Genomic DNA, 25260 nt, shown 5'->3' on the forward strand with positions numbered 1-25260 from the left:
GGGCACCGCATCATGGCATCCGCCACCACCATTTCCGTGCTCCCGTCAGGGGACGAAGCCGCAGCCCGCTGGCGCGCCCTCTGGTCGGCGGGAACGGCAAAGGTGTTCCAGTCGCCCGTGTTTGTCGAAACGGTGCTTGAGCAGGCCCGCAAACACGGCACCGACAGGCAGAACATGCTGTTTGCCTTCATGTCTTCAGACGGTCAGGACTTCGCGGGGTTTCACGTGCTGTCCACGCGCGAAAATGGCCTTCGGGTTCTGCGCCATCCTGGCATCGGGGAATGCGACTATGCCGGGCCGCTCCTGCGCGCGCCATCTGACGCCCGGCGCTTTGTCGAACACTGGCCGGCCCTGCGCGCCGCGCTGCCCCGCCATGACGTGCTTCATATGCGCCAGATGCCTCAGGGGCCGGTGCCCCCCACGGATCTTGGCGCGCTGCAACGGGCGCACACCCACGCGCATCCGGTCCGGCTCACAACCGCCGATCCCATTGATCTCCTGCCAACCTCGAAACTGCGCAGCGACCTGCGCCGCCGTCGCCGCAAGCTCGAAGCGCAGGGTGATCTCGCCTTCTTTGTTGCCACACCTCCGGACGTGCCCGCCTTCTATCAGCAGCTAGTCGACTGGCGCATCGCCCGCTTCACGGCGATGGGCAAGGATGACCCGCTTCTGCAACCGGCGCACCGCGATCTCTACCTGGATCTCGCGACACGGCACCCCGACACGGCGGTTGTCTCGGGCCTGTCCCTTGATGGCGCACCGATTGCCCTGCAATTCGGGCTTCTCGATCACGACCGCTACTGCCAGATCGTCACCGCTTTCGAGGACGGCCCCCACAAGGTCAATGCGCCTGCACGTTTGTTGATGCTCGACATGATGCGCTGGACCCGTGACCGCGGTCTGCCGGTCTATGATTTCACGGTCGGGGACGAACCCTACAAGGACAGTTTCGGCGCAGACCGTTTACCGATCCACGAAATCGTTTTGCCCCGCACGATGGCGGGGCAGGTCTACACGTTCTACAAAAAATGCGAGTTCGCTGTCGAAGCTTATCTCGAACAGCGCAAGTCGACTTAGGTGTTGAACAGGAAGTGCATGACGTCGCCGTCTTTCACGAGATACGACTTGCCTTCCGCGCGCATTTTCCCGGCTTCCTTGGCGCCCTGTTCACCATTGCAGGCAACGTAGTCGTCATAGGCGATGGTCTCGGCCCGGATAAAGCCTTTCTCGAAGTCACCGTGAATGACACCTGCCGCCTGCGGGGCAAGCGTGCCCTGCTTGATGGTCCAGGCGCGGGCTTCTTTCGGGCCGACGGTGAAATAGGTTTCAAGGTGCAGCAACTCGTAACCTGCCTTGATCAGACGATCCAGACCGGCCTCTTCCAGCCCCATCTCCGAGAGGAACATTTCGGCTTCTTCGTCGTCCAGCTGGCTGATCTCTTCCTCGATCTGCGCCGAGATGATCACGTGGCTGTTGCCCTGCGCGGCCGCCATTTCGGCAACTTTCGCGGAATGGTCGTTGCCTTCCGCCGCCTCGGATTCGCCGACGTTGCAAACGTAGAGCACCGGCTTGGTGCTCAGAAGCTGCAGCATCTTCCAGGCCTTCGCATCTTCCGCATCAACCTCGACAAGACGCGCGGGCTTGCCGTCTTCCAGCATCGCCTGTGCCGCCGCCAGCAGACGATCCTGCTGTTGCGCTTCCTTGTCGTTGCCCTTGAGCTTGCGCACCAGGTTGGCGCGGCGCTTTTCGATGCTTTCCAGATCGGCCAGCATCAGCTCGGTTTCGATGGTCTCGGCATCGGCCACCGGATCGACACGGCCATCAACGTGGGTCACGTCGCCGTCTTCGAAACAGCGCAGCACGTGCGCAATGGCGTCGGTTTCGCGAATGTTGGCAAGAAACTGGTTGCCCAGACCTTCACCCTTGGACGCGCCCTTCACCAGACCCGCAATATCGACAAACGTCATGCGCGTCGGAATGATCTGCTTGGATTGTGCAATCTCGGCCAGCGTATCCAGACGCGCGTCGGGAACCCCCACGTCGCCCACGTTCGGCTCGATGGTACAGAACGGAAAGTTAGCCGCCTGCGCCGCAGCGGTTTTCGTCAATGCGTTGAACAAGGTGGACTTGCCGACATTCGGAAGACCCACAATACCCATTTTAAAGCCCATAGCGGCCTCCTGATGCCATTCGGTTGCCGCTTCTAGGCAACAAATGCCAACTGCGCAAGAACACGCTTGAAACCATAATGTTGCCGGCAGGACACTTTTTCCGACGATCAAGCAAAGGTGAAACCCATACGTGTACCCAACTGTTTAAATTCCCGGGGCCACCCACTATCCTCTTCGGATGTTTTTTCAACGGAGTCGTCCCATGAAGGCACCCTGGCTAGCAGCCCTCACGATTTCTGCCGCAAGCACCGTTTCGGCACAGGAACTCATTATCGGAGCAGGTGTCTCCGACTTCTCCGCAGCGGGCGCTGAGAGTGGAGCCGTGTTTGAGGTCGAATACCATACCGCGCCCATGTGGACCCGGGGCGACCTGGATATGGGCCTTGGTGCGGTGCTTTCCGTCCATCAGGCCGGCGACGTCTTTGTAGGTGGCGGTGCCTTTGCCGAGTACAACTTCCAGAACAATTGGTTCGCCCAGGCAAGTTTCATGCCCGGCGCCTATTTCGAAGACTCCCCGGCAAACGACCTCGGCCAGACCCTCGAGTTCCGCACCCAGGTTGGCGTAGGCTACCGTTTTGACAACGGAACCAAGCTGTCGCTGGCTTTCGCGCACACATCAAACGCCAGTTTGGGCAACACGAACCCGGGCATGAACACCTGGACACTGCGCTGGCATAAACAGTTCTAAGGCCCTTATCCCTGCCCGATCAGACACCTTCTCAAAGGTTTCCTCTGCTCGGGCATTGATTTCCCCACTGCTTTTGCGGCACATCGGTGCACGGATAGTACAAGGACGCCCCGATGACTCGCATTGACGCCAAATTCGCTGAACTCAACGCAGCCGGAAAAAAGGCCTTTGTCGCCTATGTCATGGCGGGCGATCCGGACTACGACACCTCTCTGGAGATCGTCAAAGGCCTGCCCGACGCAGGTGTTGACGTCATCGAACTGGGCCTGCCCTTCACCGATCCGATGGCCGATGGCCCGACAATCCAACTCGCGGGTCAACGCGCGCTTGACGGCGGCATGACCCTCCAGCGCACGCTCGATCTTGCGGCCGAGTTCCGCAAAGAGGATGACACCACCCCGATCGTGCTGATGGGCTACTACAACCCGATCTACAGCCGCGGCGTGGACAAGTTCCTCGAAGACGCCAAGGCCGCAGGCATTGACGGCCTTATTGTCGTCGATCTGCCGCCCGAAGAAGACGAGGAACTCTGCATTCCGGCACAGGCCGCTGGCATGAACTTCATTCGCCTCGCCACGCCCACCACGGATGACAAACGCCTGCCCAAGGTGCTTCAGAACACCTCCGGCTTTGTCTATTACGTCTCGATCACCGGCATCACCGGTGCCGCCGAGGCCGAAGCCACCAACGTTGGCCCCGAAGTCGCCCGCATCAAGGCATCGACCGACCTGCCCGTCATCGTCGGCTTTGGCATCAACACGCCCGAGAAATCCGAAGCCATCGCCTCGGTGGCCGATGGTGCCGTTGTCGGCTCCGCCATTGTCAGCCAGATCGGCGCGGGCAAACCGGTTGCCGAGGTTCTGTCCTTCGTGAAATCGCTGGCAGACGGCGCACACCGCGCCTGATCCGGATGTACGCACGCGCCCTCACCACCCTCAAGCACAACATCGCGTTCTATGTTGTGGTGACGGTGGTGGTGGTCATGCTGGAATCCATGATGCAGGCCGTCGGTATCGTCACCCTGGTCTTTGCTGGCCTGACGATGCTCTACACCCACCGCATGATCCAGCTTCAGGAACACTACGGCTGGGCCGATCCGCTCAGCACAACAGGCAAGAACGGTGACAAGGTCCCGATCTTCGGCTATTGCCTGCGCTTTCTGGCCCTGTTCGTGATCCTGACACTGGTGCTCTCCCTCTGCTTCGTGCTCTTGGGGCAACTGGGCATCATCTCCGCGGATAGCTCCGAAACCGGCGGTGCCTCCAATCTTCTGGCCCCGCTCTTTGGCATCCCGCTCTTCGTCGGTCTCTTGTCCCTGATCGGCACCGTCCTCCCCGCAAGCGCGGAACGTGCCAACACCTCGCTTCTGGCCGCCCTCAAACGGGGCCGCGCCACACTTGGCAAGACAGCAATCAACCTTCTGATCGGACCAATCGCCATTGCCGCGCTCGGTTTCGTGCTTCAAATGGCCTTCGCCTCCGGCATCAGCGCGGAAAGCGGCTTTCTGCCCAAACTGGCCTACCGCACAGCCGCAACGATTCTCACGATCCTGCCCGCCATGCTTGTCGCAACCGCGCTCAGCATCGCCTACCTCGACGCTGAATCGCGCTGAACACCCCCGAAACTTCTGTTTTGCTTCAAACGGTTTCCACCGTTCTTGACGTGCAACCGCATGCCGCACTTGCGCAAAACACCTCGCATTGGTAAAGAAGTTTTACCAATACGAGGGAAAGTGAGCCAAAATGCCCGTTATAACCTGCATTGACGACCTGAAGCGCATCTATGAGCGTCGTGTGCCGCGCATGTTCTTTGACTATGCCGAGAGCGGCAGCTGGACCGAACAAACCTTCCGCGAGAACACCTCGGACTTCGAACAGCTCTACCTGCGCCAGCGCGTTGCCATCGACATGACCGGCCGCAGCACCAAGACCCAGATGATCGGTCAGGACGTCTCGATGCCGGTTGCCCTCGCCCCGGTTGGCCTCACTGGCATGCAGAACGCCGATGGCGAGATCAAGGCCGCCCGCGCCGCCGAAAAATTCGGCGTCCCCTTTACCCTCTCGACCATGTCCATCTGTTCGATCGAGGACGTGGCCGAAAACACCACCCAGCCCTTCTGGATGCAGGTCTACACGCTGAATGACGACGACTTCATGCAGCGCCTGTTCGACCGCGCCAAGGATGCCAAATGCTCCGCCGCCGTCATCACCGTCGACCTGCAACTCCTTGGCCAGCGCCACAAGGATCTGAAAAACGGCCTCTCTGCCCCGCCCAAGCTGACCGTCAAATCCATGGCCAACCTCGCCACCAAGTGGAGCTGGGGCCTCGAAATGCTCGGCACCAAGCGCCGCTTCTTCGGCAACATCGTCGGCCACGCCAAGGACGTCAAAGACCCGGGCAGCCTCTCGACCTGGACTTCCAAGGCCTTCGATCAGGCGCTTGACTGGGATCGCATCCGCCAGTTCCGCAAGATGTGGGACGGCCCGCTCATCATCAAGGGCATCATTGATCCGCGCGATGCGCTCGAGGCGCTGAACGTCGGTGCCGACGCCATCATCGTCTCCAACCACGGCGGCCGCCAGCTTGACGGTGCTCTCTCCTCGATCCGCGCCCTGCCCGCGATCATGGATGCCGTGGGCGACAAGATCGAAGTCCACCTCGACAGCGGCATCCGTTCCGGTCAGGACGTCCTCAAGGCCGTCGCCATGGGCGCCAAAGGCACCTACATCGGCCGCGCCTTCACCTATGGCCTCGGCGCAATGGGCGAAGCCGGCGTGACCAAGGCCCTCGAACTCATCCACAACGAACTCGACGTCTCGATGGCCCTTTGCGGCAAGACCGACATCAACACCGTCGACCGCGATATCCTGATGATCCCGGAAGGCTTCGAAGGCAACTGGCAGAGCTAAAAGCCGGTTATAACCGCAACGATCAATCGGGCGTGATTTTCACGCCCGATTTTGCGTTTTCGGCCAGCAAAACAAGGAATTTCTCCAGCTGCCCGAAAAAACCTGCGAATCCTCTTTTCAAATTCCCGGGACTGCGCTAAGGACGCGGCTTCACGCGGGGTTACAGCCTTGGAGGAACCCCGCCCTAATCATATGGAGAAATATCATGGCTGGACAGATCCCTGATCTTCACGCCGAGGTCCGCGCGGGGACAGGCAAGGGCGCCGCTCGCGCAGCACGTCGTGACGGTATGGTTCCTGGTGTTGTCTACGGTGGCGACGCAGAACCGCAAGCAATTCAACTGCCCTTCAACGCGCTTCTCAAGAAGCTGAAAGAAGGTCGCTTCCTGTCGACTCTCTTCAACCTGAAGATCGAAGGCCAGGAAGATGTGCGCGTCATCTGCCGTAACGTGCAGCGTGACACCGTCAAAGACCTGCCGACCCACATCGACCTGCTGCGCCTGCGCCGCACCTCGAAAATCAACCTCTTCATCCACGTTGACTTCGTCAACGAAGAGGCGGCACCGGGCATCAAGAAAGGTGGCGTTCTGACCATCGTTCGCCCCGAAGTCGAACTGAACGTGACCGCCGGCGAAATCCCGGAAAGCATCACTGTCGACCTGACCGGCCTGAACATCGGCGACATCGTCCACATCTCGGACGTAACCCTGCCGTCGGGCGCCAAGCCGACCATCGACCGCGACTTCGTCATCGCCAACATCTCGGCCCCGTCGGGTCTGCGTTCGGCAGAAGACGAAGCTGAAGGCGAAGAAGGCGAAGAGGCAGCAGCAGAAGAGTAATCTTCTCTCCCTCTCGGAAATTGAAACGCGGCTCCCTCGGGGCCGCGTTTTTCGTTTCAGGGGCAATGATTGATTCCGCGCATGTCGCCGCCTATAGATCAGGGCATTACGAGACAGGACACGCGGCATGAAACTCTTCGTCGGATTGGGCAACCCCGGCCCCAAATACGCAGGCAACCGCCACAACATCGGCTTCATGGCGCTGGATCGCATTGCCGAAGACCACGGCTTTGCCCCCTGGCGCAAGAAATTCCAGGGCCAGGTCTCCGAAGGCAAGTTCGGCTCGCAAAAGGTCGTGCTGCTCAAGCCGGAAACCTTCATGAACCTCTCCGGCCAGTCCGTGGGCGAGGCCATGCGCTTTTACAAGCTCGACAGCACCGACATTACCGTCTTCCACGACGAACTCGACCTGGCCCCAGGCAAATGCCGCGCCAAGGCAGGGGGCGGCCACGCCGGTCACAACGGCCTGCGCTCGATCCACCAACACATCGGCCCGCACTATGACCGCATCCGCATCGGCATCGGTCACCCCGGCCACAAGGATGCCGTCGCCGGCTACGTGCTGCGCGACTTTGCCAAGGCCGATCAGGAGTGGCTGGATGATCTGCTGCGCGGCATGTCTGACGGGGCCCCATCCCTCGCCGCCGGTGACAGCGGCAAGTTCATGAACGCCGTGGCCCTGCGGGTGAACCCGCCACGGTCCTCGACCAGCAAGCCAAAGGCCAACACCTCTGCCAAACCCGCCCCTGCCCCCGAACCCGAGGACAAACGCAGCCCGCTGGAAAAGCTGATGGACAAGTTCAAATGACCGACGCCTTGCGCCAGGCCTTTCGCGAACAGGCGGGCCATTGCGAAAGCCTCGACAGCCCCTTCATGGGCCGCCTCCTGCGCCTGCTGGCCGAGCACTGGCCGGAAGACACTGCCCTGTCGCGCAAACTCGCAGACTGGCAGGGCGACATCGGCCCCATGGCCGCATCTCTGCCCCTGCGTGTCTGTGGCGGCCTGCATGCCCTGCGCCTCTCCGGTCAGGATGACGGCCTCGACGCCACCTACCCGCCACATACCCCCGATGACGAAACGCTCTGGTCCGCCGTCGATGCGGCCCTGCATCGCCATGACACCTTCATGTGCGCTTGGGTGGATCACGCCCCGCAAACCAACGAAGTGCGCCGCGCTGCCGCCCTGATCGCAGGCACGGCCCTTCTGACAGATCGCTATGCCCTACCAATCCGCCTCTCCGAGCTTGGCGCAAGTGGCGGATTGAACCTGATGTTCGATCACTTCGCCCTCGACATCAACGACACCCGCCTTGGCCCCGCGGGCGCCAGGGTGACGCTCGCCCCCGACTGGACAGGCCAGACGCCACCCGATACCCCACTCCCCATCGCCGAACGGCGTGGCGTGGATCTGAACCCGCTTGATGCACACGATAGCGGCGACGCCCTGCGCCTCATGGCCTACCTCTGGCCGGATCAGGCCGCACGCATGGCCCGCACCCGCGCCGCCATTGCCCTTCAGGACGCGCCTGTTGACCAGTCCGACGCCATCGACTGGCTCGAAACCCGCCTGCCCCACCAATCCGGCCAGATGCACCTGATCTATCACACCATCGCATGGCAATACTTCCCGCCCGAGGCACAGGCGCGCGGCACACAGCTGATCGAAGCCGCCGGTGCCAAGGCCACTGAAACCACCCCACTTGCTTGGCTACGCATGGAGGCGGACGGCGACACGCCCGGTGCCGGACTTTCCCTGCGCCTCTGGCCCGGCGATCATACCATCGCCCTTGGCCGCATCGACTTCCACGGCCGCTGGGTCGATTGGCAGGCCCCGCCCCGCCTGCCCTAACGTCAGACTTGCCAAAGCCCCCCGCCCCCCTGTCGTATGTCCGAAAGGGAGACAAACATGCGTACATTTGGCAAATGGCTGGGCCGCATCCTGCTGGTCCTGATCATCACCGCGGCAGCGCTCTACGTCTGGAAACGCGAGGAAATCACCCGCCTGATGGCGGTGAACACCCTGTTCTCGGAAGACAAGATCGTCACCAATTTCTCGAACATGAATGCGGCCTTCCTGACCCGTGACGTGCCCCGTGGCGATGGCCCCGTGTCCGACCTGCCCCAAGGCGAGACCGCACCCCTGCCGGCCTCCACCGCTGACTGGGTCGAAGACCGCTCTGTCACCGCGCTTGTCGTCCTGAAGGATGGCCAATTGGTCCACGAAAGCTACTACAAGGGCACCACGCCGGAAGATCGCCGCATCTCGTGGTCGGTTGCCAAATCCTATCTCTCGGCCCTCTTCGGCGTGATCATGGCCGAGGGCCACTTCGACAGCCTCGACGATCCGGTCACCAAATATGCCCCCTCCCTCAAGGGCGGCGCCTATGACGGCGCCAGCATCCGCGACGTGCTGCAAATGTCCTCTGGAGTCACCTTCAACGAGGACTATCTCGACTTCCATTCCGACATCAACCGCATGGGCCGCGTGATCGCCCTTGGTGGCACGATGGACGGCTTTGCCGAAGGCCTGAGCGAAACCTTCACCGCCCCCGGCAGCCAATGGCAGTATGTCTCGATCGACACCCATGTCATCGGCATGGTGATCCGCGGCGCAACCGGTCGCGACGTCGCCAGCCTGCTGTCGGAAAAGATCATCCAGCCCCTCGGCTACGAGGTCTCGCCCTACTACATCACCGACGGCGTTGACGTGGCCTTTGTTCTGGGCGGTCTCAACATCCGCACCCGCGACTATGCCCGCTTTGGCCAGATGTTCCTGCAAAACGGAGCCTACAACGGCCAACAGGTCGTCCCCGCCGAGTGGGTCGCGGAAAGCACCGTGCCAAGCGCCAGAACGCAACCCGGCGAACTGCAATACGGCTACCAGTGGTGGATGCCCAAAGACGCCCGCGACGGTGAATTCTTCGGCATCGGCGTCTACGGCCAGTACATCTATATCAACCGCCCCGCAGGCATCGTGATCGCGGTGAACTCGGCCGATCGCCAGTTCAAGTCCGGCGGCGTGACCACCCGCAACATCGCCCAGTTCCGCGAGATCGCGGACAGCCTGCAATAAGTTGACCTGAAAGCGTTTTGCAATAACCTGTTGGCAGCCATTGCCGACAGGAGCAAACCGATGCAGATGGAGCCTTCGATCAACGTACTCGGCGATCCGCTCGAGCCCTGCTCGCGCGATCCCCTAACCGGGTTCTTCCGCGATGGCCACTGCAACACCTGCTACGAGGATCAGGGCACCCACACTGTATGCGCCATCATGACCGCCGAATTCCTCGCCTTCTCGAAATACGTCGGCAACGATCTCTCCACCCCGCGCCCCGACTATGGCTTTGCCGGCCTGAACCCCGGCGACCAATGGTGCCTCTGCGCCGCCCGCTTCCTGCAAGCCCACGACGAAGGCTGCGCCCCCAAGGTCCACCTCGCCGCCACCCACCAACGCACCCTAGACATCGTCCCCCTGCGCATCCTCAAACAGCACGCGACGGAGTGATAGGAAGGGGGCCCCTCAGCAGAAAACATAGACATGGTTTTGTACCGGGACGTTTCGACCATTGAGGCGGTCAAAAGGGCTTAAATGGTCGCTTTGAGCCCTTTCTGACAGATGCCGCGCTGCGCACAATTGGCAGCGAAGGGGCCTAAAGAAGACTTTTTCTCCAGATTTCTCCGCGTCAACAGGCTTGTAAGATAAACGAATTTATCTTCCAATTGCTGCTGGCGAGAAACCGTCTAAATGACAAAACTTTTCTTAGCGAGATTTACATATGGAAGTTTTACTACTGCTTGCAGCAATAACGGGTCTTTCCGTGATAGTTCCAAACGATGATGCATCATCCAATAGCGAAGATGATCCTGAAACCGATGATCCTATAGAGCCAATTGAAGATGTCACTGTCGCGCCACTGACCCTTTTGGGGACTGAGGGTGCAGATACCCTGGTGGGTGATGAAGGAGATGACATCATTAGTGGTGATGATGGATCGGACCAACTGCGTGGTCGTGATGGTGACGACCAGGTCAATGGGGACAACGGGTCTGATCTAATACTCGGTGACGCAGGCGATGACACCCTGTCGGGCGGGGCTGGCAAAGACACTTTAGGTGGCGGTGAAGGGGATGATCTGGCACGCGGCGGCTTAGGAAATGATGTGGCATCAGGGGGGAATGGTGCAGATTCGCTTTACGGTGGTGTTGGGAACGATCAGCTGTTCGGCGATGCAAGGCAGGTAGGCACTTCTAGCGACACCGATGGCGATGACTTTTTGGACGGCGGCGCGGGCAACGATTCAATATATGGCAATGGCGGCATTGATACTTTGATCGGGGGGGACGGCAACGACCTGATAAGGGATTACGATCTAAGCCGAAATGAAGGCGTCGATAATGGCTCTTTCGTTGACGGCGGCGCGGGGGATGACGACATCCGTGTTGACGGCGGAAGCACCATTACCGGCGGCTCCGGCAACGACAGCTTTTATGTTCATGCTGACATCGGTATCGAAGGTGTCACCGAAATCACGGATTTTGTTCAAGGCGAAGATCGACTTGCTTTTGACATCGTCCTTAGCGAAAGCGACACGGGCTCGCTCAGCATTCAAGATATGGCTGATGGCACAGGTGCCGAGGTGCGCATGGGCGATATGCTGATAGCTCAAATTGCTGGTGGTCAAGGTCTCACGCTGGATGATTTGGACGTCAACTTCATTATCGAACAAAACGCCGGGCATGTTAGCTATACTGGCTCTGATGCCGATGAACTCATCGTCGGCAATCATTTTGACAATGTGATCAATGGTGAGGGCGGGAATGACAGCATTTACGCCGGAACCGGTAATGGATACCAGAGTAATTGGAACAACTATCACGGTGGCAGTGACGTTTTGAACGGCGGTGCGGGGGATGACTATATCGTAGCCGAAGGCGGCGATTATTTTGCATACAACGATGGAAGTTATCCGATTGACGTCGAGCGCGACCTACATGTCGACACGCTTAACGGTGGGGAAGGCAACGACACTTTGATTGCAACGAACGGTGGCATTCTGACGGGTGGCGCAGACGAAGATGTTTTCGTGGTCAATCAAAACATGCGCTATATTGATAACGATACATACACTGGTGAAAACCTTACCCCAGAACCAATCGTAATCACCGACTTCGATCCCAAAGAGGATGTGATCGTAATCGGCAATTTGGGAGATTTTTCTGGTTTCTCCGGGCCCGGAAGCGACCAAGTCACGGTTGCGGCGCGAGCAGATGGTCAAGGGAGCGACATAATGGTTTCGGGCACGGTGATCGCGACGGTGATCGGTGCCAATGATCTAACGTTTGCGGACCTCAGCTTTGATCGTGCTACGGCGCTGCTCTAAATCAATCTCTTATAGGGCACGCCATTAGTAGCTTTGAAATGTGTGCAAATCACTGCCCACACTCAAATGGCAGTTCTGTGACGGAAACGGACCCAGCGGTATATAGGCGGATTGGCAGATTGGTCCCGCATTGCCGCCATTCCCCTGCGCAGGCCCTAGACACCGCTCCGAATGGTCAGTGAACCCGGGAATCCTGTCGCTCCAACTCCCGCTGGATTGATCCGATATCGATGTCCTCCAGCTCACGGTTCGATTTGATCGACAGCGCCGCCGCAACGCCTGCGCCCTGTCCGATCACCGCGCAGCAGGCCATGTTGCGGGTGGCGGCATGGGCGATCTTCTCACCGCCCGTCGCCCGTCCCGACACCAACAGCCCTTTGATGCGCTTGGGCAAAAGGTTGCGATAGGGGATTTCGAAATACCGCCCCGTTGTCGGCAGGATCAGCACGCCATAGCCGTCAATGAACTCCGGGAAAATGCCAATACTGTCCTCGAACCGCCCCTGTTCGCGCACGTCCCACTCGGTCATGCGATAGGCGGTGTCGACCTTGCGCGTATCGCGAATACCCAGCGTCATGCCGAAGTTCCGCAGCCTGATACCTTCACAGCCCGGCGTGAAGGCGCGCAAGGCCTCGATCGCCAGCATCGCCTGCCGCCGCCCCTCGATCTCGTTGCGGGTCAGGTCATCCGGATCGGTGCCATCGCAATTCCCGAGGTGGATCAAGTTCATATAGGTCAGTTCACCCGTTTCATGCGCTGCCCCCCATGTGCCCGCAATCGTGTTCAGATGCGGCGGGATCATCCCCGCCTCGATGGCCTGCGCAAACGGCTTGTGCAGGAAGGGCGAGAACATCTCGTCCTCCTTGCCGGTGGTCTCGATGTTCCACTCGCCACCACCGCCCCAGTCGGCATAGGTCTGCGGATCGGCCTTGACCCCCTCCAGGAACTTCTGGCGATCCACACCGGCCACGTGGAACATGACCGAGGCCGCCATCAAGTCTTCCCGCGGCGCCTTCTCGGTCGGTGCTCCGGCGCGATGCGCCACATCCGCATCGCCCGTCGCATCAATCACGACCTTGGCCAAGAGCGCCTCGCGCCCGGCCTTGGATTCGGTGATGATGCCGGTGATCCGATCTCCCTCCATGATCGGCGCCACGAACGACCGGTGCAGCATGGCGTGAATACCCGCCTCCTCCACCATGCGGTCCGCCACCAGCTTGAACCCTTCCGAGTCGATCTCGTAGCTGAGAGACTGGCTCTCCGGCACCGCCGCCCCGGCCGTCTTGGCGGCCTCCTCGAACTCGCGCGCGATGCCGTTGGATTCCACGGTCTGTTCGTGGCGATACCAATGCATCCCCTCGACCCCCACCACGGTGATATTGCCCCCGAAACAACCAAACCGCTCGACCAGTGTCACCTCGACACCAGCTCGTGCCGCTGCCAGCGCCGCCGACAGCCCACCGGGGCCCGAGCCGACAACAAGCACGTCGGTTTCGTGGATCACATCAATGTCGCGGGCGGGTTCGGTTATCGTTTTCATGACGCCCAGCGTTGCGCCGCCAGATACGATCCGTCAATCAAAAAATTGAACCGGCATTCAAGTTACCTCACGACATGAAAAAGGCGCCCCGATGGGACGCCTTGATAACCAATCCGGCAAAGCCCTTAGTCCGCTGAACGACCTTCGGTATCGCTCATATCAAAACCAAGGTAACGCGCCACGGTTTGCACGTCCTTGTCACCACGGCCACACATGTTCATCACGATCACGTGGTCCTTGGGCAGGGTCGGCGCGATCTTCATCACATGCGCCAGCGCGTGGCAGGGCTCCAGCGCGGGGATGATCCCCTCCTGCGCACAGGAGAACTGGAACGCCTCCAACGCTTCCTTGTCGGTGATCGAAACATATTGTGCACGGCCGGTGTCATGCAGCCAGCTGTGCTCCGGTCCAATGCCCGGATAATCCAGACCCGCCGAAATCGAATAGCCTTCGAGGATCTGGCCGTCATCGTCCTGCAACAGGTAGGTGCGGTTGCCGTGCAGAACGCCCGGGCGGCCACCCGTCAGCGAAGCACAGTGCTCCATCTTCTCGTCCACGCCACGACCACCGGCTTCGACACCAATGATGTTCACCGATGTGTCGTCAAGGAACGGATAGAACAGGCCCATCGCGTTCGACCCGCCACCAATCGCCGCGATCACGGTATCGGGCAACGCGCCTTCACCTTCGAACTCGGGCAATTGCTGCTTCACTTCCTTGCCGATGATCGACTGGAAGTCGCGCACCATGGCCGGATAGGGGTGCGGGCCCGCCACGGTCCCGATGCAGTAGAAGGTGTCGCGCACGTTGGTGACCCAGTCACGCAGCGCATCGTTCATTGCGTCCTTAAGCGTGCCACGGCCCGAGGTTACAGGCACCACTTCGGCGCCCAGAAGACGCATCCGGAACACGTTCGGCGCCTGACGCTGAACATCATGCGCGCCCATGTAGACCACGCACTTCAGACCGAACTTGGCACAAACGGTGGCCGTGGCCACCCCATGTTGGCCCGCGCCGGTTTCGGCGATGATGCGGGTCTTGCCCATGCGGCGCGCGAGAATGATCTGGCCCAGCACGTTGTTGATCTTGTGCGCGCCGGTGTGGTTCAGCTCGTCACGCTTGAAATAGATTTTCGCGCCGCCCAGCGTCTCGGTGGTGCGCTCTGCGAAATACAGCGGGCTCGGACGGCCCACATAGTGCTTCCACAGGTCATCCATCTCGGCCCAGAAACTTGCATCCGTCTTGGCCTTTTCATACTCGGCTTCCAGATCAAGGATCAGCGGCATCAGGGTTTCCGACACAAAGCGGCCCCCAAAGTCACCAAAACGGCCCTTCTCATCGGGACCATTCATGAAGCTGTTGAAAAGATCTTCGGCCATACTCTCGCCCTTCCGTTGCGCCCACTTTACCTAGAACGCAGGCCGCGTCGGGGCAAGCGCAAAGCGTTTCGAAACGCTTTGCGTGCGCGGTTTATAAACCACGTTCCGTTTCAAACCGCATTGGAAGCGAGACAGGAACCCACTTCAGCCATAGGACTATCCGCGAGGCGATCGGGGGGCGCCGCCGTGGCAGCCCCTCATCAGACCTTGGGAAAGATACCGTAAAGCAGGCGCCGCTCACCGCAGGATCGGCACGGCCCCCGCATCCTGTCCCTTGGCCGCCGCAACAAAGGCGCGGATTTTCTCCACGTCCTTCACACCCGGTGCGCTTTCCACCCCCGAAGACACATCAACCTGCCGTGCACCGGTCATACGCACCGCTTCGGCCACGTTTTCCGGCGTCAATCCTCCGGCCAGCATCCACGGGCAGGGCCAGTATTTGCGGTTCACCAGACGCCAGTCAAACGCCAGCCCATTGCCCCCCGGCAGATCGGCCCCTTTCGGCGGCTTGGCATCCACCAGCAACTGATCGGCCACCATGCCGTAATCCTTGAGCGCAATCAGATCGGCTTCTTCGGCGATCCCCACGGCCTTCATCACCGGCAGACCATAGCGCGCGCGCAACTCCGCCACCCGCGCCGGGCTCTCCTTGCCGTGAAGCTGCAACATATCAAGCGGCACGGTGTCGATCAGCCGATCCAGAAAAGCATCCTCGGCATTCACCGTCAGCGCCACCTTGGCAAGCCCCACCGGCGCCGCCAGCGCCAGATCACGCGCCAGCTCAACGCTCACATGACGCGGCGATTTTTCGAAAAAGACAAGGCCGGCATAGGCCGCCCCGGCCTCGGCCACCGCTTCCACATGTTCGGGCTCACGCAGCCCGCAGATCTTGACGCGAATATCCATGACAGTTCTCTAGACGTGCATCAGGCGGAACGCAAATCACGCTCCGCCCGTCGCTGTTCCAAAACTTAAAAATCCAACCCCCTACTCGAGGATTGCCAGAACCTCGTCCTGCGGCTTGCCCTCGCCCCCTTTCAGGCGACGCACTTCGCGTTCGGTCTGTTTCAGGGCACGCTGGGTCTTGCTCTTGTCGGCGCGGTGCTTGTGTTCGCGCAGCCATTCCCAGACGAAGCCGATCAGCAGACCAACAGCAATGCTGGCAAAGATCACCGCGTAAAGCGGCAGGGTGATCGAATAGCCAAAGCCAATCAGATCCGCCAGCGTGGCCGGCAACAGGCTCAGGGTCACAAAGTCACGATTGGCCATCGCCACCGAGATCAGAACGATCGCGAGCGCAGCCAGAAACGCATACCGAATGTATCGCATGAATTATTGTCCGTTGAGACGGTCACGCAGCAGTTTGCCCGTCTTGAAGAAGGGCACGTGTTTCTCTTCGACTTCAACCGATTCACCGGTGCGCGGGTTGCGGCCCACGCGGGCATCCCGTTTCTTCACCGAGAACGCCCCAAAGCCACGAAGCTCAACACGATCGCCACGCGACATTGCGTTGGTGATCTCTTCAAAGATCGTATTCACGATCCGCTCAACGTCCCTCTGGTACAAGTGAGGGTTCTCATCAGCGATCTTCTGAATCAGTTCCGAACGGATCATCGGTTATCTCTCCCTGGGCGTGCACGTCTTGTCGCTTGCATCACAGGAACTATAGGAACAATCGTTCAAAACGGAAACAGATACGACGGGGGCAAGTCGCAAAATCGCCCGAAATCGACAGGTTTTTGCACGGATCGGCAGTTCCCCGCCGGTCATTCTCCACGCCAGCCCAACAAATTCGCGCTGCACCTGCAGAAAGAACTCATTGATTCGGAACGAAAAAGGTCTGGGTGTTTCGACCAAACGAGAAACGAAAAACCCCGCACCGGATGGTGCGGGGTTCCAATTTTGCACGGATGCAAAGACGCGAACGATTAGTCGCCGGTCTTCAGTGCTGCACCCAGGATGTCGCCCAGCGATGCACCCGAGTCCGACGAACCGTACTGTTCCACGGCCTCTTTCTCTTCGGCGATCTCGCGTGCCTTGATCGACAGGCCAAGACGACGGGTCTTGCTGTCAACGTTGGTGACGCGGACGTCGATCTTGTCGCCTTCCGAGAAACGCTCGGGGCGCTGCTCTGCACGGTCGCGCGACAGGTCCGAACGACGGATGAACGACTTCATGCCTTCGTACTCGACCTCGATGCCGCCGTCTTCGATCGCGGTGACTTCTACGGTGATGACCGAGCCACGCTTCACGCCGCCGGTTGCTTCGGCAAACTTGTCGCCGCCCAGGGCTTTGATCGAGAGCGAGATACGCTCTTTGTCAACGTCAACTTCCGAAACAACGGCTTTGACAACGTCGCCCTTCTTGTAGTTCTGGATGGCGTCTTCGCCACGCTCGTCCCACGAGATGTCCGACAGGTGAACCATGCCGTCGATGTCGTTGTCGAGGCCGATGAACAGACCGAATTCGGTGATGTTCTTGACTTCGCCTTCGACCTCGGTGCCTTCCGGGTGAGTTTCCGCGAAAACTTCCCACGGGTTGCGCATGGTCTGCTTGAGGCCCAGCGAAACGCGGCGCTTGGCACCGTCGATTTCCAGAACCATGACTTCGACTTCCTGCGAGGTCGAAACGATCTTGCCGGGGTGAACGTTCTTCTTGGTCCAGGACATTTCCGAAACGTGGACCAGACCTTCGACACCAGGCTCCAGCTCGACGAACGCACCGTAGTCGGTGATGTTGGTCACGCGGCCGGTGTGTACCGATTCCAGCGGGTACTTGGCAGCAACCAGATCCCACGGATCTTCTTGCAGCTGCTTCATGCCCAGGCTGATGCGGTGGGTTTCTTTGTTGATCTTGATGACCTGAACCTTGACGGTTTCGCCGATCGACAGGATCTCCGACGGGTGGTTCACACGGCGCCATGCCATGTCGGTGACGTGCAGCAGGCCGTCAACGCCGCCCAGGTCAACGAATGCACCGTACTCGGTGATGTTCTTGACAACACCCTCGACGGCTTGACCTTCGGACAGGTTGCCGATGACTTCTGCACGCTGTTCGGCGCGCGACTCTTCCAGGATGGCGCGACGCGAAACAACGATGTTGCCACGACGACGGTCCATTTTCAGGATTTGGAACGGCTGCTTCAGACCCATCAGCGGGCCAGCGTCACGTACCGGACGTACGTCAACTTGCGAGCCGGGCAGGAAGGCAACAGCGCCGCCAAGGTCGACAGTGAAGCCACCTTTGACGCGGCCGAAGATCGCGCCTTCGACGCGTGCATCGTCTGCGTATGCTTTTTCCAGGCGGTCCCATGCTTCTTCACGACGGGCCATCTCGCGCGAGATAACAGCTTCGCCACGGGCGTTTTCAGCTGCGCGCAGGAAGACTTCTACTTCGTCGCCAACAGCGATTTCAGGAGCTTCACCGGGGTTTGCGAATTCTTTCAGATCAACGCGGCCTTCCATTTTGTAGCCTACGTCGATGATGGCTTGGCCTGCTTCAACAGCGATGACTTTGCCTTTGACAACCGAACCCTCGTTCGGGGTGTCCATTTCGAAGCTTTCGTTAAGGAGGGCTTCGAATTCCTCCATCGATACGTTTTGAGCCATGTGGTCTCAGGTTCCTTTACTAACGTTTTTGCGGGCCGCGCGGTTGTCTCCGCCGGTCTTGGTTTCGTTACGTCCCGGGCCGTTTGACCAAGAATTCGGACGCGGTGTCACAAACAAACAATAAGGGCCGGAGGAATTCCTCGGGCCCTACTCACCACATCCGCGACTCTTGACGGTCTCTGGACAGGGCGCGTTTAGACCGTTTCGCGCAATGATGCAAGGCCATCCCTTGATTTAAGACAAGTCCCCGCGTCCAGCGCTCCGCTATGGAAGGAAAACTCGAACGGACAATGGGACTGCTACGCATGAAACTCACCAAACGCATCTTCCTGGCCAATCTTGTGGCCCTGACCGCCCTGCCTTCCGCGATGTTTGCCGAGGACGATCCCATCCTCGCGGACGCCAACTTCCGCCTGACCTTTATGTTTACCGATCCCCAGGGGGCAACCGGAACAGTTCCCATCGCCCCTGAAGACGTGGTTAAGGCCGTCGATATGGGCCCTAAAACCGGCCTGCCCTATCTTGCCGGTATCGTCGGCACCGCGGCTGCGGCCCAGATGACCAATTTCCCGACCGGGGAAACCCAAGCCCTTGAACTGGTTGTGCGCGAAGGTCTGATCGGCGTTGCCCACGGCAAAGTCGCCATCCGTGACCTCCCCTTCGACCTGAACGAGGCCGGTTGGAAAGGCGTCCTGTCGGTCACCCGCCCGTAATGATCCGCTCTGCGCGGACGATGGGCAAATCGCCTCATTGTCCGCGCGACACAATCATCCTGACGGCCTGAGCCCCGAACCGGCCCCCTAAAGCTGCGCCAAACGATCCCGTTTCAAGGTCGCGACTTCTGCACTCTCCAGACGGCGCAATGCCTCGTCGATCCCACCGGTCTTCAACCCCTGTCGCCAGATGCGCCGGGCCGAACGCGGCGACCACGGCAAGGAGGCCTCCGCCAGCCACCGCCGCAATTCCGGCGGCAGGGCATCAAACTCGCGCATCGGGTCACCCGCGCGGCGGCGCTTCAGACGGGTCGAGATATTGCGTTGGTGCATGCGTTTCATTCCGGTCCGGCCATCATAAATTCGATATGTAATAACATATCAAAAAGAGCGCAACACACCGCCCACGCAATTTGCCTGAAACGCGATGCTACCCGCGCCGCGCCTCGATCGCGGCAATCGCTTCGGCCACCGCCTCGTCGATCCCAAGACTGCTGGTGTCGATCACAACCGCATCCTTGGCCGCAACCATCGGCGCCTCGGCGCGTTCGCGATCTCGCGTGTCCCGCTCTTTGACGTCGGCCAGAACCTCTTCCCGGCTCACCGACATGCCCTTGCCTGCCAGTTCAAGATAGCGCCGCTCTGCCCTTACCTCGGCACTCGCCGTAACGAACAGCTTGGCTTCGGCATCGGGACAGATCACCGTGCCAATGTCGCGCCCATCCAGAACTGCACCACCGGCCCGGCGCGCAAAGGCCCGCTGGAAGTCCACCAGCGCCGCGCGTACTTCCGAAATCACCGCCACCTTGCTGGCCGCCTGCGCCACTTCGGGCGTGCGCAGATTGTCCGTTTCCAGATCATCCGCCATCAATGCCAAGGCCGCGGCAATCGGGTCCGTACCGTCCAGCGTCTTGGCGCCAACCGCCCGGTACAACAGCCCGGTATCAAGATGCGCGAACCCGAAATGTGCAGCGACCGCCTTGGAAATTGTTCCCTTTCCCGCCGCCGCAGGGCCATCAATCGCAATCGTGAAAGGCATCTTTTTCCTCGAACTCTCTTCCTATCGGGGCCCAAGCCCTACCCCACCCGCGTAGAGCGTTGCAAGGCCATGCCCCCCAGAACAAGGATGGCCACGAGCAAGGTCACATATTTCGACACCGTGTAGCTGCTGGCCAGAACGACGAGATCACGATCAATCCCTTCCGGTCCCAAGCGCACCATCTCGGCGATCAGGGCGTTTTCGCAAAGATCCATCATGGTAAACGCCGCCGGGGCAATCAGCATGATCACCCGCGACCACGGGTGTATCCGCGTAGTCAGCCCCCACCAGAGCATCCCCATCCAGAACCCGAGCAGAATCGGAAACGCAGTGTCCAGAAGGCGCATCGGCCCAAGGTAAAAGGCCGACCCCTCTTCCTTCAGCAGCATCAGGTAGGTCTTGGCATCAAAGAACCCGTAACCCAGCGGGCGCTGATCAAACGGCCAGAGTTTCTCGCTGCCGACGACAAGATGCTGTGCTCCAAGCCATATCGAGATGACATAGACAGCCCCTGTCGCCACGCTCAGAAGCGCGAAAACTCTGGCATAGGCCGTCACTTGGCCGCGCTCGAAAGCTGAGCGCCAAGGTCTCCCATGAGACGCTCGAAAATCGGGAAGGAAGTGGCAATCGGCCCGCCGTCATCCACGCTGACCGGCTGTTGTGTCGCCATGCCCATCACCATGAAGGACATCGCGATCCGGTGATCCAGGTGGCTCTCGCAGGTCGCGCCGCCCGGCACGTTGCCATGGCCAAGGCCCTTCACGATCCACCAGTCCTCACCTTCATCCACCTCGACACCATTGGCGCGCAGCCCCTTGGCCATCGCGTCAATCCGGTCGCTTTCCTTGACCCGCAGCTCCTTGACGCCCTTCATCACCGTGTCACCCTGCGCAAACGCGGCAACCACGGACAGAACCGGATACTCGTCGATCATGCTGGCGGCACGCGCCGGATCAACCTCGATCCCCTTGAGGTCCGGCGAGAACTTCGCGCGCAGGTCTGCCACCGGCTCGCCACCTTCCTCGCGCTCGTTCTCGTATGTCAGGTCCGCACCCATTTCACGCAGCGTGGTGAACAGGCCCGCCCGTGTCGGGTTCAGCCCGATATTCGGCACCAGCACATCCGATCCCGGCGTGATCACTGCCGCACAGACAGGAAACGCCGCCGAACTCGGGTCGCGCGGCACAACAATGGTCTGCGGTTTCAGCTCAGGCTGACCGGTCAGGGTAATCACCCGGCCCTCCTCGGTCTCCTCGGTGCGGATGTCCGCACCAAACCCTGCCAGCATCCGCTCGGTATGGTCGCGGGTCGCCTCTTTCTCGATCACCACCGTCTCGCCGGGCGCATTCAGACCCGCCAGCAAAACAGCCGATTTCACCTGCGCCGAGGGCATCGGAACCGTATAACGCACCGGCACCGGATCAACCGCGCCCACGATGGTCATCGGCAGACGGCCACCCGAACGGCCTACCGACTGCGCGCCGAACAGGGCAATCGGATCGGTCACCCGCGCCATCGGGCGCTTGTTCAGGCTGGCATCGCCGGTAAAGGTCACGGTGATCGGGCAAGAGGCCATCGCCCCCATGATCAGCCGCACACCCGTGCCCGAGTTGCCGCAATCAATCACGTTGTCCGGTTCGGCAAACCCGCCAACACCGACCCCATGCACATGCCACGTGCCGTCTTCGTCCCGCACCACATCGGCCCCGAAGGCCCGCATCGCCTTGGCCGTATCCAGAACATCTTCGCCTTCAAGCAGACCGGTGATCTTGGTCTCGCCCACGGCCATCGCCCCGAAAATCAGCGATCGGTGCGAGATCGACTTGTCCCCCGGCACATGCGCCTCGCCCTTGAGCGGGCCACAGGGGGTGGAGGTCATCGGGATGGGGGTGCCATGTCCGGACATTTGCGCGTTCCTTTGAAAGGATGTCCCGTGGCGCGGGGTTTGCCCGCACACCGCATCAGGACACCCAGTAGATGTTATTTCGTTGACTTCGCTGTTACCGCAAGCAGCGGCACAGGTCCATGCCGCGTTTTGCCCTACGACGGTTCAGCCCCACATTCGGGGCAACCCTGCACTCAGGTCTTTCGGAAGGTCAGGTAGTGCGCCGTGCGTCCTTCGCGGAAGGCCTTCTGCTCGTAACGGGTGGAAATCCAGTCGTCCCACGGCTCGCGCCAATCTGCGGGGCGTTCGGCCAGCCATTCAAATCCCTGCTGCGGCACCTGCTCCAATGTCTGGCGCACATAATCAGGAATGTCCGTCGCCACCCGAAAGATCGCGCCTTTCTTCAGAACCCGCGCCAGCGGCGCCAGATGTTCCGGCGTCACGAACCGGCGGCGGTGGTGGCGTTTCTTCGGCCAGGGATCGGGATACAGCAGAAAGGCCCGCGAGATGCTCTCGTCTTCCAGCACGTCGAACATGTCGCGCGCATCCCCCGGATGCACACGGATGTTGTCCGCACCGGCATCGCGGATCTTCCCCAGAAGCATGGCAACGCCGTTGATATAAGGCTCACAGCCGATAATGCCGACGTCCGGGTTCTGGACGGCCTGATGCACCATGTGCTCGCCGCCGCCGAACCCAACTTCCAGCCAGACATCCTTGCCCCCAAACAGCGCCTCCAGGTCGATCTTCTCGCGCTCGGGGTTTTCTTCCCAGCTCACCTTGCCCGGGCTCAGCCCCGCCAGATCCTCATCAAGCCAGGTCTCTTGCGTCTTGCGCAGACCCTTGCCCTTGAAGCGACCATAAAAGTTGCGCCACGGGGCGCCCGAGGGGTGTTGACCGTTCGTCATCGTTCTACCTGTGCAAATCCGGAAGGCATGTGCCCGTTTGCGCAGCCCCAGTCAAGCTCTGCCGAAAATCCTGCGCAAAAGGAACATGCCCGGAATGGTCACGATATACATGGTGATCCCATATACTGCGGCGGGCACAGCAAATTCCGGGATACCCCCCACCTGCGCCACAAGACCGGCCACCGTGATGCCCAGCGCCGCGTTCTGAACCCCCATCTCGACCGAGATACAAAGCCCGTCCGCGCCAGACAGCCCGATCACCCGCGAGATCACAACGCCAAGCACCAGAAGGATCGCGTTGATCGCCATCAACAGCGGCCCCAACAACGCCACGTTCTCAAGGAACAGCTGCCAGTTCGTCGCCAGTGCCGCCACAACGATCACCACGAACAGGATCAGCGCCACCCGCGTCACCGTCGGCTCTGTCTGATCCGCGATTGATCCCGCAAGAAACCGCGCCAGAAGGCCGATCAGCACAGGGATCGCCGTAATCGCGAACATCGAGAAGGCAATCGCCGTCACGTTCAGATCCGGCGCCGCCGCCCCCAGAAAGGCATCCGAAGCCCATCCCACCAGTACCGGCACCGTCGCCACCGACATCAGGCTCACCACCGCAGTCAGGGTAATCGAAAGCGCCACATTGCCCCCCGACAGCTTGGTCAGGATGTTCGATGTCACCCCACCTGGGCAAAAGGCCAATATCATCACACCAAAAGCCAGCGCAGGCGGCAGGTTCACCAACTGCAACAGCCCATAAGCCACCGCAGGCACCACGCATACCTGCAACACAATCCCCGACAGCGCCGCCTTGGGCATGGCAAATACCCGCCCGAAATCGGCAAACGTCAGGCCATAGCCCAGCGAAAACATGATGAACGCCAGCGAAAGCGGCAAAGCCACGTCAAGCAACATGTGATTTCCTCCCTGTTCCGGGACAACCTGCCACAGGAAAGCACAAGGGCCAAAGCATTCCGCTACGGAACACTCTGGCCCTCAATGTCAGTTTGTCTGAAAGATCAGACCGCTTTTTTCAGCGCCTCAACCAGATCGGTGCGCTCCCAGCTAAAGCCACCGTCGTCGCTGGGGTTACGGCCAAAGTGACCATAGGCAGCGGTGCGCTGGTAGATCGGCTTGTTCAGACCAAGGTGGGTCCGGATGCCGCGCGGGGTCAGATCCATGACCTGCGGGATCGCGGCCTCGATGTCACGCGCCTCAACCGAACCGGTACCATGGGTGTCGGCATAGATCGACAGCGGTGCAGAAACACCAATCGCGTAGGACAGCTGGATGGTGCATTTCTCGGCCATGCCAGCGGCAACCACGTTCTTGGCAAGGTAACGCGCGGCATAGGCTGCGGAACGGTCAACCTTTGTCGGGTCTTTCCCCGAGAACGCACCACCACCGTGCGGCGCGGCACCACCATAGGTGTCCACGATGATCTTGCGGCCGGTCAGGCCCGCGTCGCCATCCGGACCGCCGATCACGAACTTGCCGGTCGGGTTCACGTGCCATGCGGTATCCGCAGTCACCCAGCCCTCCGGCAGGGTTTCAAGGATATAGGGTTCGACAATTGCGCGGATGTCATCCGAAGACAGCGCCGCATCAAGGTGCTGGGTCGACAGAACGATCGAGCTTACGCCAACCGGCTTGCCGCCTTCGTAAACCACCGACAGCTGGGATTTCGCATCCGGGCCAAGCGCCGGCTCGGTGCCGTTCTTGCGCACTTCCGCCAGACGACGCAGGATCGCGTGGCTGTACTGGATCGGGGCGGGCATCAGCGCCGGGGTCTCGGTCGTGGCATAGCCGAACATGATGCCCTGGTCGCCCGCGCCCTCGTCCTTGTTGTCCGCCGCATCCACACCCTGTGCGATATGCGCCGACTGCTCGTGCAACAGGTTGGTCACTTCCACGGTCTCGTGGTGGAACTTGTCCTGCTCATAGCCGATGTCCTTGATACAGGCCCGCGTGATCTCGTCGATGCGGTCCATGTATTCATGCAGCTTGTCCTGGTCAGACAGACCAACCTCGCCGCCAATCACCACACGGTTGGTGGTGGCAAAAGTTTCGCAAGCGACACGCGCCTCGGGCTCTTCCGCGAGGAAGGCATCCAGCACCGCGTCGGAAATGCGGTCGCAAACCTTGTCGGGATGCCCCTCGGAAACCGACTCCGAGGTGAAGGTGTAGTTCTGTCTGCTCATGAGA

General features: G+C 60.4%; 26 protein-coding genes. 12 read left to right on the plus strand and 14 right to left on the minus strand.

All coding sequences use genetic code 11. The features are described 5' to 3' along the window. Nucleotides 1–12: 12 nt before the first annotated feature. On the plus strand, nucleotides 13–1077 hold the full coding sequence (locus tag ABWV42_RS05355; protein ID WP_353339194.1) for a GNAT family N-acetyltransferase: 1065 nt from the start codon (nucleotides 13–15) through the stop codon (nucleotides 1075–1077). Here ABWV42_RS05355 and ychF read toward each other — a convergent pair. Continuing rightward, the gene (gene ychF / locus ABWV42_RS05360; protein WP_353339195.1) at nucleotides 1074–2171 is read right to left on the minus strand and encodes a redox-regulated ATPase YchF; all 1098 of its coding nucleotides are present in this window, start codon (nucleotides 2169–2171) and stop codon (nucleotides 1074–1076) included. The genes ABWV42_RS05355 and ychF overlap by 4 nt on opposite strands. A gap of 202 nt (nucleotides 2172–2373) precedes the next feature. Here ychF and ABWV42_RS05365 point away from each other — a divergent pair, with 202 nt between their 5' ends. The 10 genes from ABWV42_RS05365 to ABWV42_RS05410 all read left to right on the plus strand — a co-directional run bounded on the left by ABWV42_RS05365 (nucleotide 2374) and on the right by ABWV42_RS05410 (nucleotide 11986). Next, the gene (locus ABWV42_RS05365) at nucleotides 2374–2859 is read left to right on the plus strand and encodes an acyloxyacyl hydrolase (protein ID WP_353339196.1); all 486 of its coding nucleotides are present in this window, start codon (nucleotides 2374–2376) and stop codon (nucleotides 2857–2859) included. 113 nt (nucleotides 2860–2972) lie between these two features. Then, nucleotides 2973–3764, plus strand: a complete 792-nt coding sequence (gene trpA / locus ABWV42_RS05370; protein WP_255107281.1) for a tryptophan synthase subunit alpha — start codon at nucleotides 2973–2975, stop codon at nucleotides 3762–3764. A gap of 5 nt (nucleotides 3765–3769) precedes the next feature. Next, nucleotides 3770–4471 carry a hypothetical protein gene (locus tag ABWV42_RS05375; RefSeq protein WP_353339197.1) on the plus strand — a complete coding sequence of 234 codons (702 nt, stop codon included), beginning with the start codon at nucleotides 3770–3772 and terminating at the stop codon, nucleotides 4469–4471. Nucleotides 4472–4601: 130 nt separating this feature from the next. After that, nucleotides 4602–5768 carry an alpha-hydroxy acid oxidase gene (locus tag ABWV42_RS05380; protein ID WP_353339198.1) on the plus strand — a complete coding sequence of 389 codons (1167 nt, stop codon included), beginning with the start codon at nucleotides 4602–4604 and terminating at the stop codon, nucleotides 5766–5768. 205 nt (nucleotides 5769–5973) lie between these two features. Continuing rightward, nucleotides 5974–6606 carry a 50S ribosomal protein L25/general stress protein Ctc gene (locus tag ABWV42_RS05385; RefSeq protein WP_353339200.1) on the plus strand — a complete coding sequence of 211 codons (633 nt, stop codon included), beginning with the start codon at nucleotides 5974–5976 and terminating at the stop codon, nucleotides 6604–6606. A gap of 127 nt (nucleotides 6607–6733) precedes the next feature. After that, nucleotides 6734–7414 (plus strand): aminoacyl-tRNA hydrolase, encoded by a 681-nt coding sequence (pth, locus tag ABWV42_RS05390; RefSeq protein ID WP_353339201.1) that lies wholly within the window; start codon nucleotides 6734–6736, stop codon nucleotides 7412–7414. Further along, on the plus strand, nucleotides 7411–8454 hold the full coding sequence (locus tag ABWV42_RS05395) for a DUF2332 domain-containing protein (RefSeq protein ID WP_353339202.1): 1044 nt from the start codon (nucleotides 7411–7413) through the stop codon (nucleotides 8452–8454). Before pth ends, ABWV42_RS05395 begins: the two co-directional genes overlap by 4 nt. Nucleotides 8455–8511: 57 nt before the next feature. Continuing rightward, nucleotides 8512–9678, plus strand: a complete 1167-nt coding sequence (locus tag ABWV42_RS05400; protein ID WP_353339203.1) for a serine hydrolase domain-containing protein — start codon at nucleotides 8512–8514, stop codon at nucleotides 9676–9678. Between the two features lie 60 nt (nucleotides 9679–9738). Continuing rightward, nucleotides 9739–10110, plus strand: coding sequence for a DUF2237 family protein (locus ABWV42_RS05405; RefSeq protein ID WP_353339517.1), 372 nt, complete (start codon nucleotides 9739–9741; stop codon nucleotides 10108–10110). Nucleotides 10111–10381: 271 nt separating this feature from the next. After that, on the plus strand, nucleotides 10382–11986 hold the full coding sequence (locus tag ABWV42_RS05410; protein ID WP_353339204.1) for a calcium-binding protein: 1605 nt from the start codon (nucleotides 10382–10384) through the stop codon (nucleotides 11984–11986). Nucleotides 11987–12161: 175 nt separating this feature from the next. On the opposite strand, the gene ABWV42_RS05415 is transcribed toward ABWV42_RS05410, so the two are convergent. The 6 genes from ABWV42_RS05415 to rpsA all read right to left on the minus strand — a co-directional run bounded on the left by ABWV42_RS05415 (nucleotide 12162) and on the right by rpsA (nucleotide 18513). Beyond that, nucleotides 12162–13526 (minus strand): FAD-dependent oxidoreductase, encoded by a 1365-nt coding sequence (locus tag ABWV42_RS05415; protein ID WP_353339205.1) that lies wholly within the window; start codon nucleotides 13524–13526, stop codon nucleotides 12162–12164. Between the two features lie 125 nt (nucleotides 13527–13651). Beyond that, a complete protein-coding gene (trpB, locus tag ABWV42_RS05420; RefSeq protein WP_353339206.1) occupies nucleotides 13652–14905 on the minus strand; it encodes a tryptophan synthase subunit beta in 1254 nt (417 codons plus the stop codon). 237 nt (nucleotides 14906–15142) lie between these two features. After that, entirely contained in the window at nucleotides 15143–15811 is a 669-nt protein-coding gene (locus tag ABWV42_RS05425) for a phosphoribosylanthranilate isomerase (protein ID WP_353339207.1), read from the minus strand. An 81-nt stretch (nucleotides 15812–15892) separates the two neighbouring features. Beyond that, the gene (locus tag ABWV42_RS05430; RefSeq protein WP_255107303.1) at nucleotides 15893–16234 is read right to left on the minus strand and encodes a LapA family protein; all 342 of its coding nucleotides are present in this window, start codon (nucleotides 16232–16234) and stop codon (nucleotides 15893–15895) included. A gap of 3 nt (nucleotides 16235–16237) precedes the next feature. Beyond that, nucleotides 16238–16519, minus strand: coding sequence for an integration host factor subunit beta (gene ihfB / locus ABWV42_RS05435; protein WP_255107304.1), 282 nt, complete (start codon nucleotides 16517–16519; stop codon nucleotides 16238–16240). Between the two features lie 314 nt (nucleotides 16520–16833). Beyond that, entirely contained in the window at nucleotides 16834–18513 is a 1680-nt protein-coding gene (gene rpsA / locus ABWV42_RS05440; RefSeq protein WP_255107305.1) for a 30S ribosomal protein S1, read from the minus strand. Between the two features lie 305 nt (nucleotides 18514–18818). Between rpsA and ABWV42_RS05445 the strand changes: the two genes are divergently transcribed. Further along, on the plus strand, nucleotides 18819–19226 hold the full coding sequence (locus ABWV42_RS05445; protein WP_353339208.1) for a hypothetical protein: 408 nt from the start codon (nucleotides 18819–18821) through the stop codon (nucleotides 19224–19226). Nucleotides 19227–19313: 87 nt separating this feature from the next. Here ABWV42_RS05445 and ABWV42_RS05450 read toward each other — a convergent pair whose 3' ends face one another. The 7 genes from ABWV42_RS05450 to metK all read right to left on the minus strand — a co-directional run bounded on the left by ABWV42_RS05450 (nucleotide 19314) and on the right by metK (nucleotide 25256). After that, nucleotides 19314–19559: a DUF6525 family protein gene (locus ABWV42_RS05450; RefSeq protein WP_353339209.1), complete on the minus strand. Its 246-nt coding sequence runs from the start codon at nucleotides 19557–19559 to the stop codon at nucleotides 19314–19316. 97 nt (nucleotides 19560–19656) lie between these two features. Continuing rightward, a complete protein-coding gene (cmk, locus tag ABWV42_RS05455) occupies nucleotides 19657–20265 on the minus strand; it encodes a (d)CMP kinase (protein ID WP_353339211.1) in 609 nt (202 codons plus the stop codon). Nucleotides 20266–20303: 38 nt separating this feature from the next. After that, the gene (locus tag ABWV42_RS05460; protein ID WP_353339212.1) at nucleotides 20304–20822 is read right to left on the minus strand and encodes a hypothetical protein; all 519 of its coding nucleotides are present in this window, start codon (nucleotides 20820–20822) and stop codon (nucleotides 20304–20306) included. Continuing rightward, on the minus strand, nucleotides 20819–22171 hold the full coding sequence (gene aroA, locus ABWV42_RS05465; RefSeq protein WP_353339213.1) for a 3-phosphoshikimate 1-carboxyvinyltransferase: 1353 nt from the start codon (nucleotides 22169–22171) through the stop codon (nucleotides 20819–20821). Before aroA ends, ABWV42_RS05460 begins: the two co-directional genes overlap by 4 nt. Nucleotides 22172–22344: 173 nt before the next feature. Next, entirely contained in the window at nucleotides 22345–23058 is a 714-nt protein-coding gene (gene trmB / locus ABWV42_RS05470) for a tRNA (guanosine(46)-N7)-methyltransferase TrmB (RefSeq protein ID WP_353339214.1), read from the minus strand. A gap of 51 nt (nucleotides 23059–23109) precedes the next feature. Continuing rightward, on the minus strand, nucleotides 23110–23970 hold the full coding sequence (locus ABWV42_RS05475; protein WP_255107317.1) for a bile acid:sodium symporter family protein: 861 nt from the start codon (nucleotides 23968–23970) through the stop codon (nucleotides 23110–23112). Between the two features lie 104 nt (nucleotides 23971–24074). After that, entirely contained in the window at nucleotides 24075–25256 is a 1182-nt protein-coding gene (gene metK / locus ABWV42_RS05480) for a methionine adenosyltransferase (RefSeq protein WP_255107318.1), read from the minus strand. Nucleotides 25257–25260 lie beyond the last annotated feature (4 nt).

The organism is Pelagimonas sp. KU-00592-HH, from assembly GCF_040369695.1.
Lineage (GTDB): Bacteria > Pseudomonadota > Alphaproteobacteria > Rhodobacterales > Rhodobacteraceae > Shimia.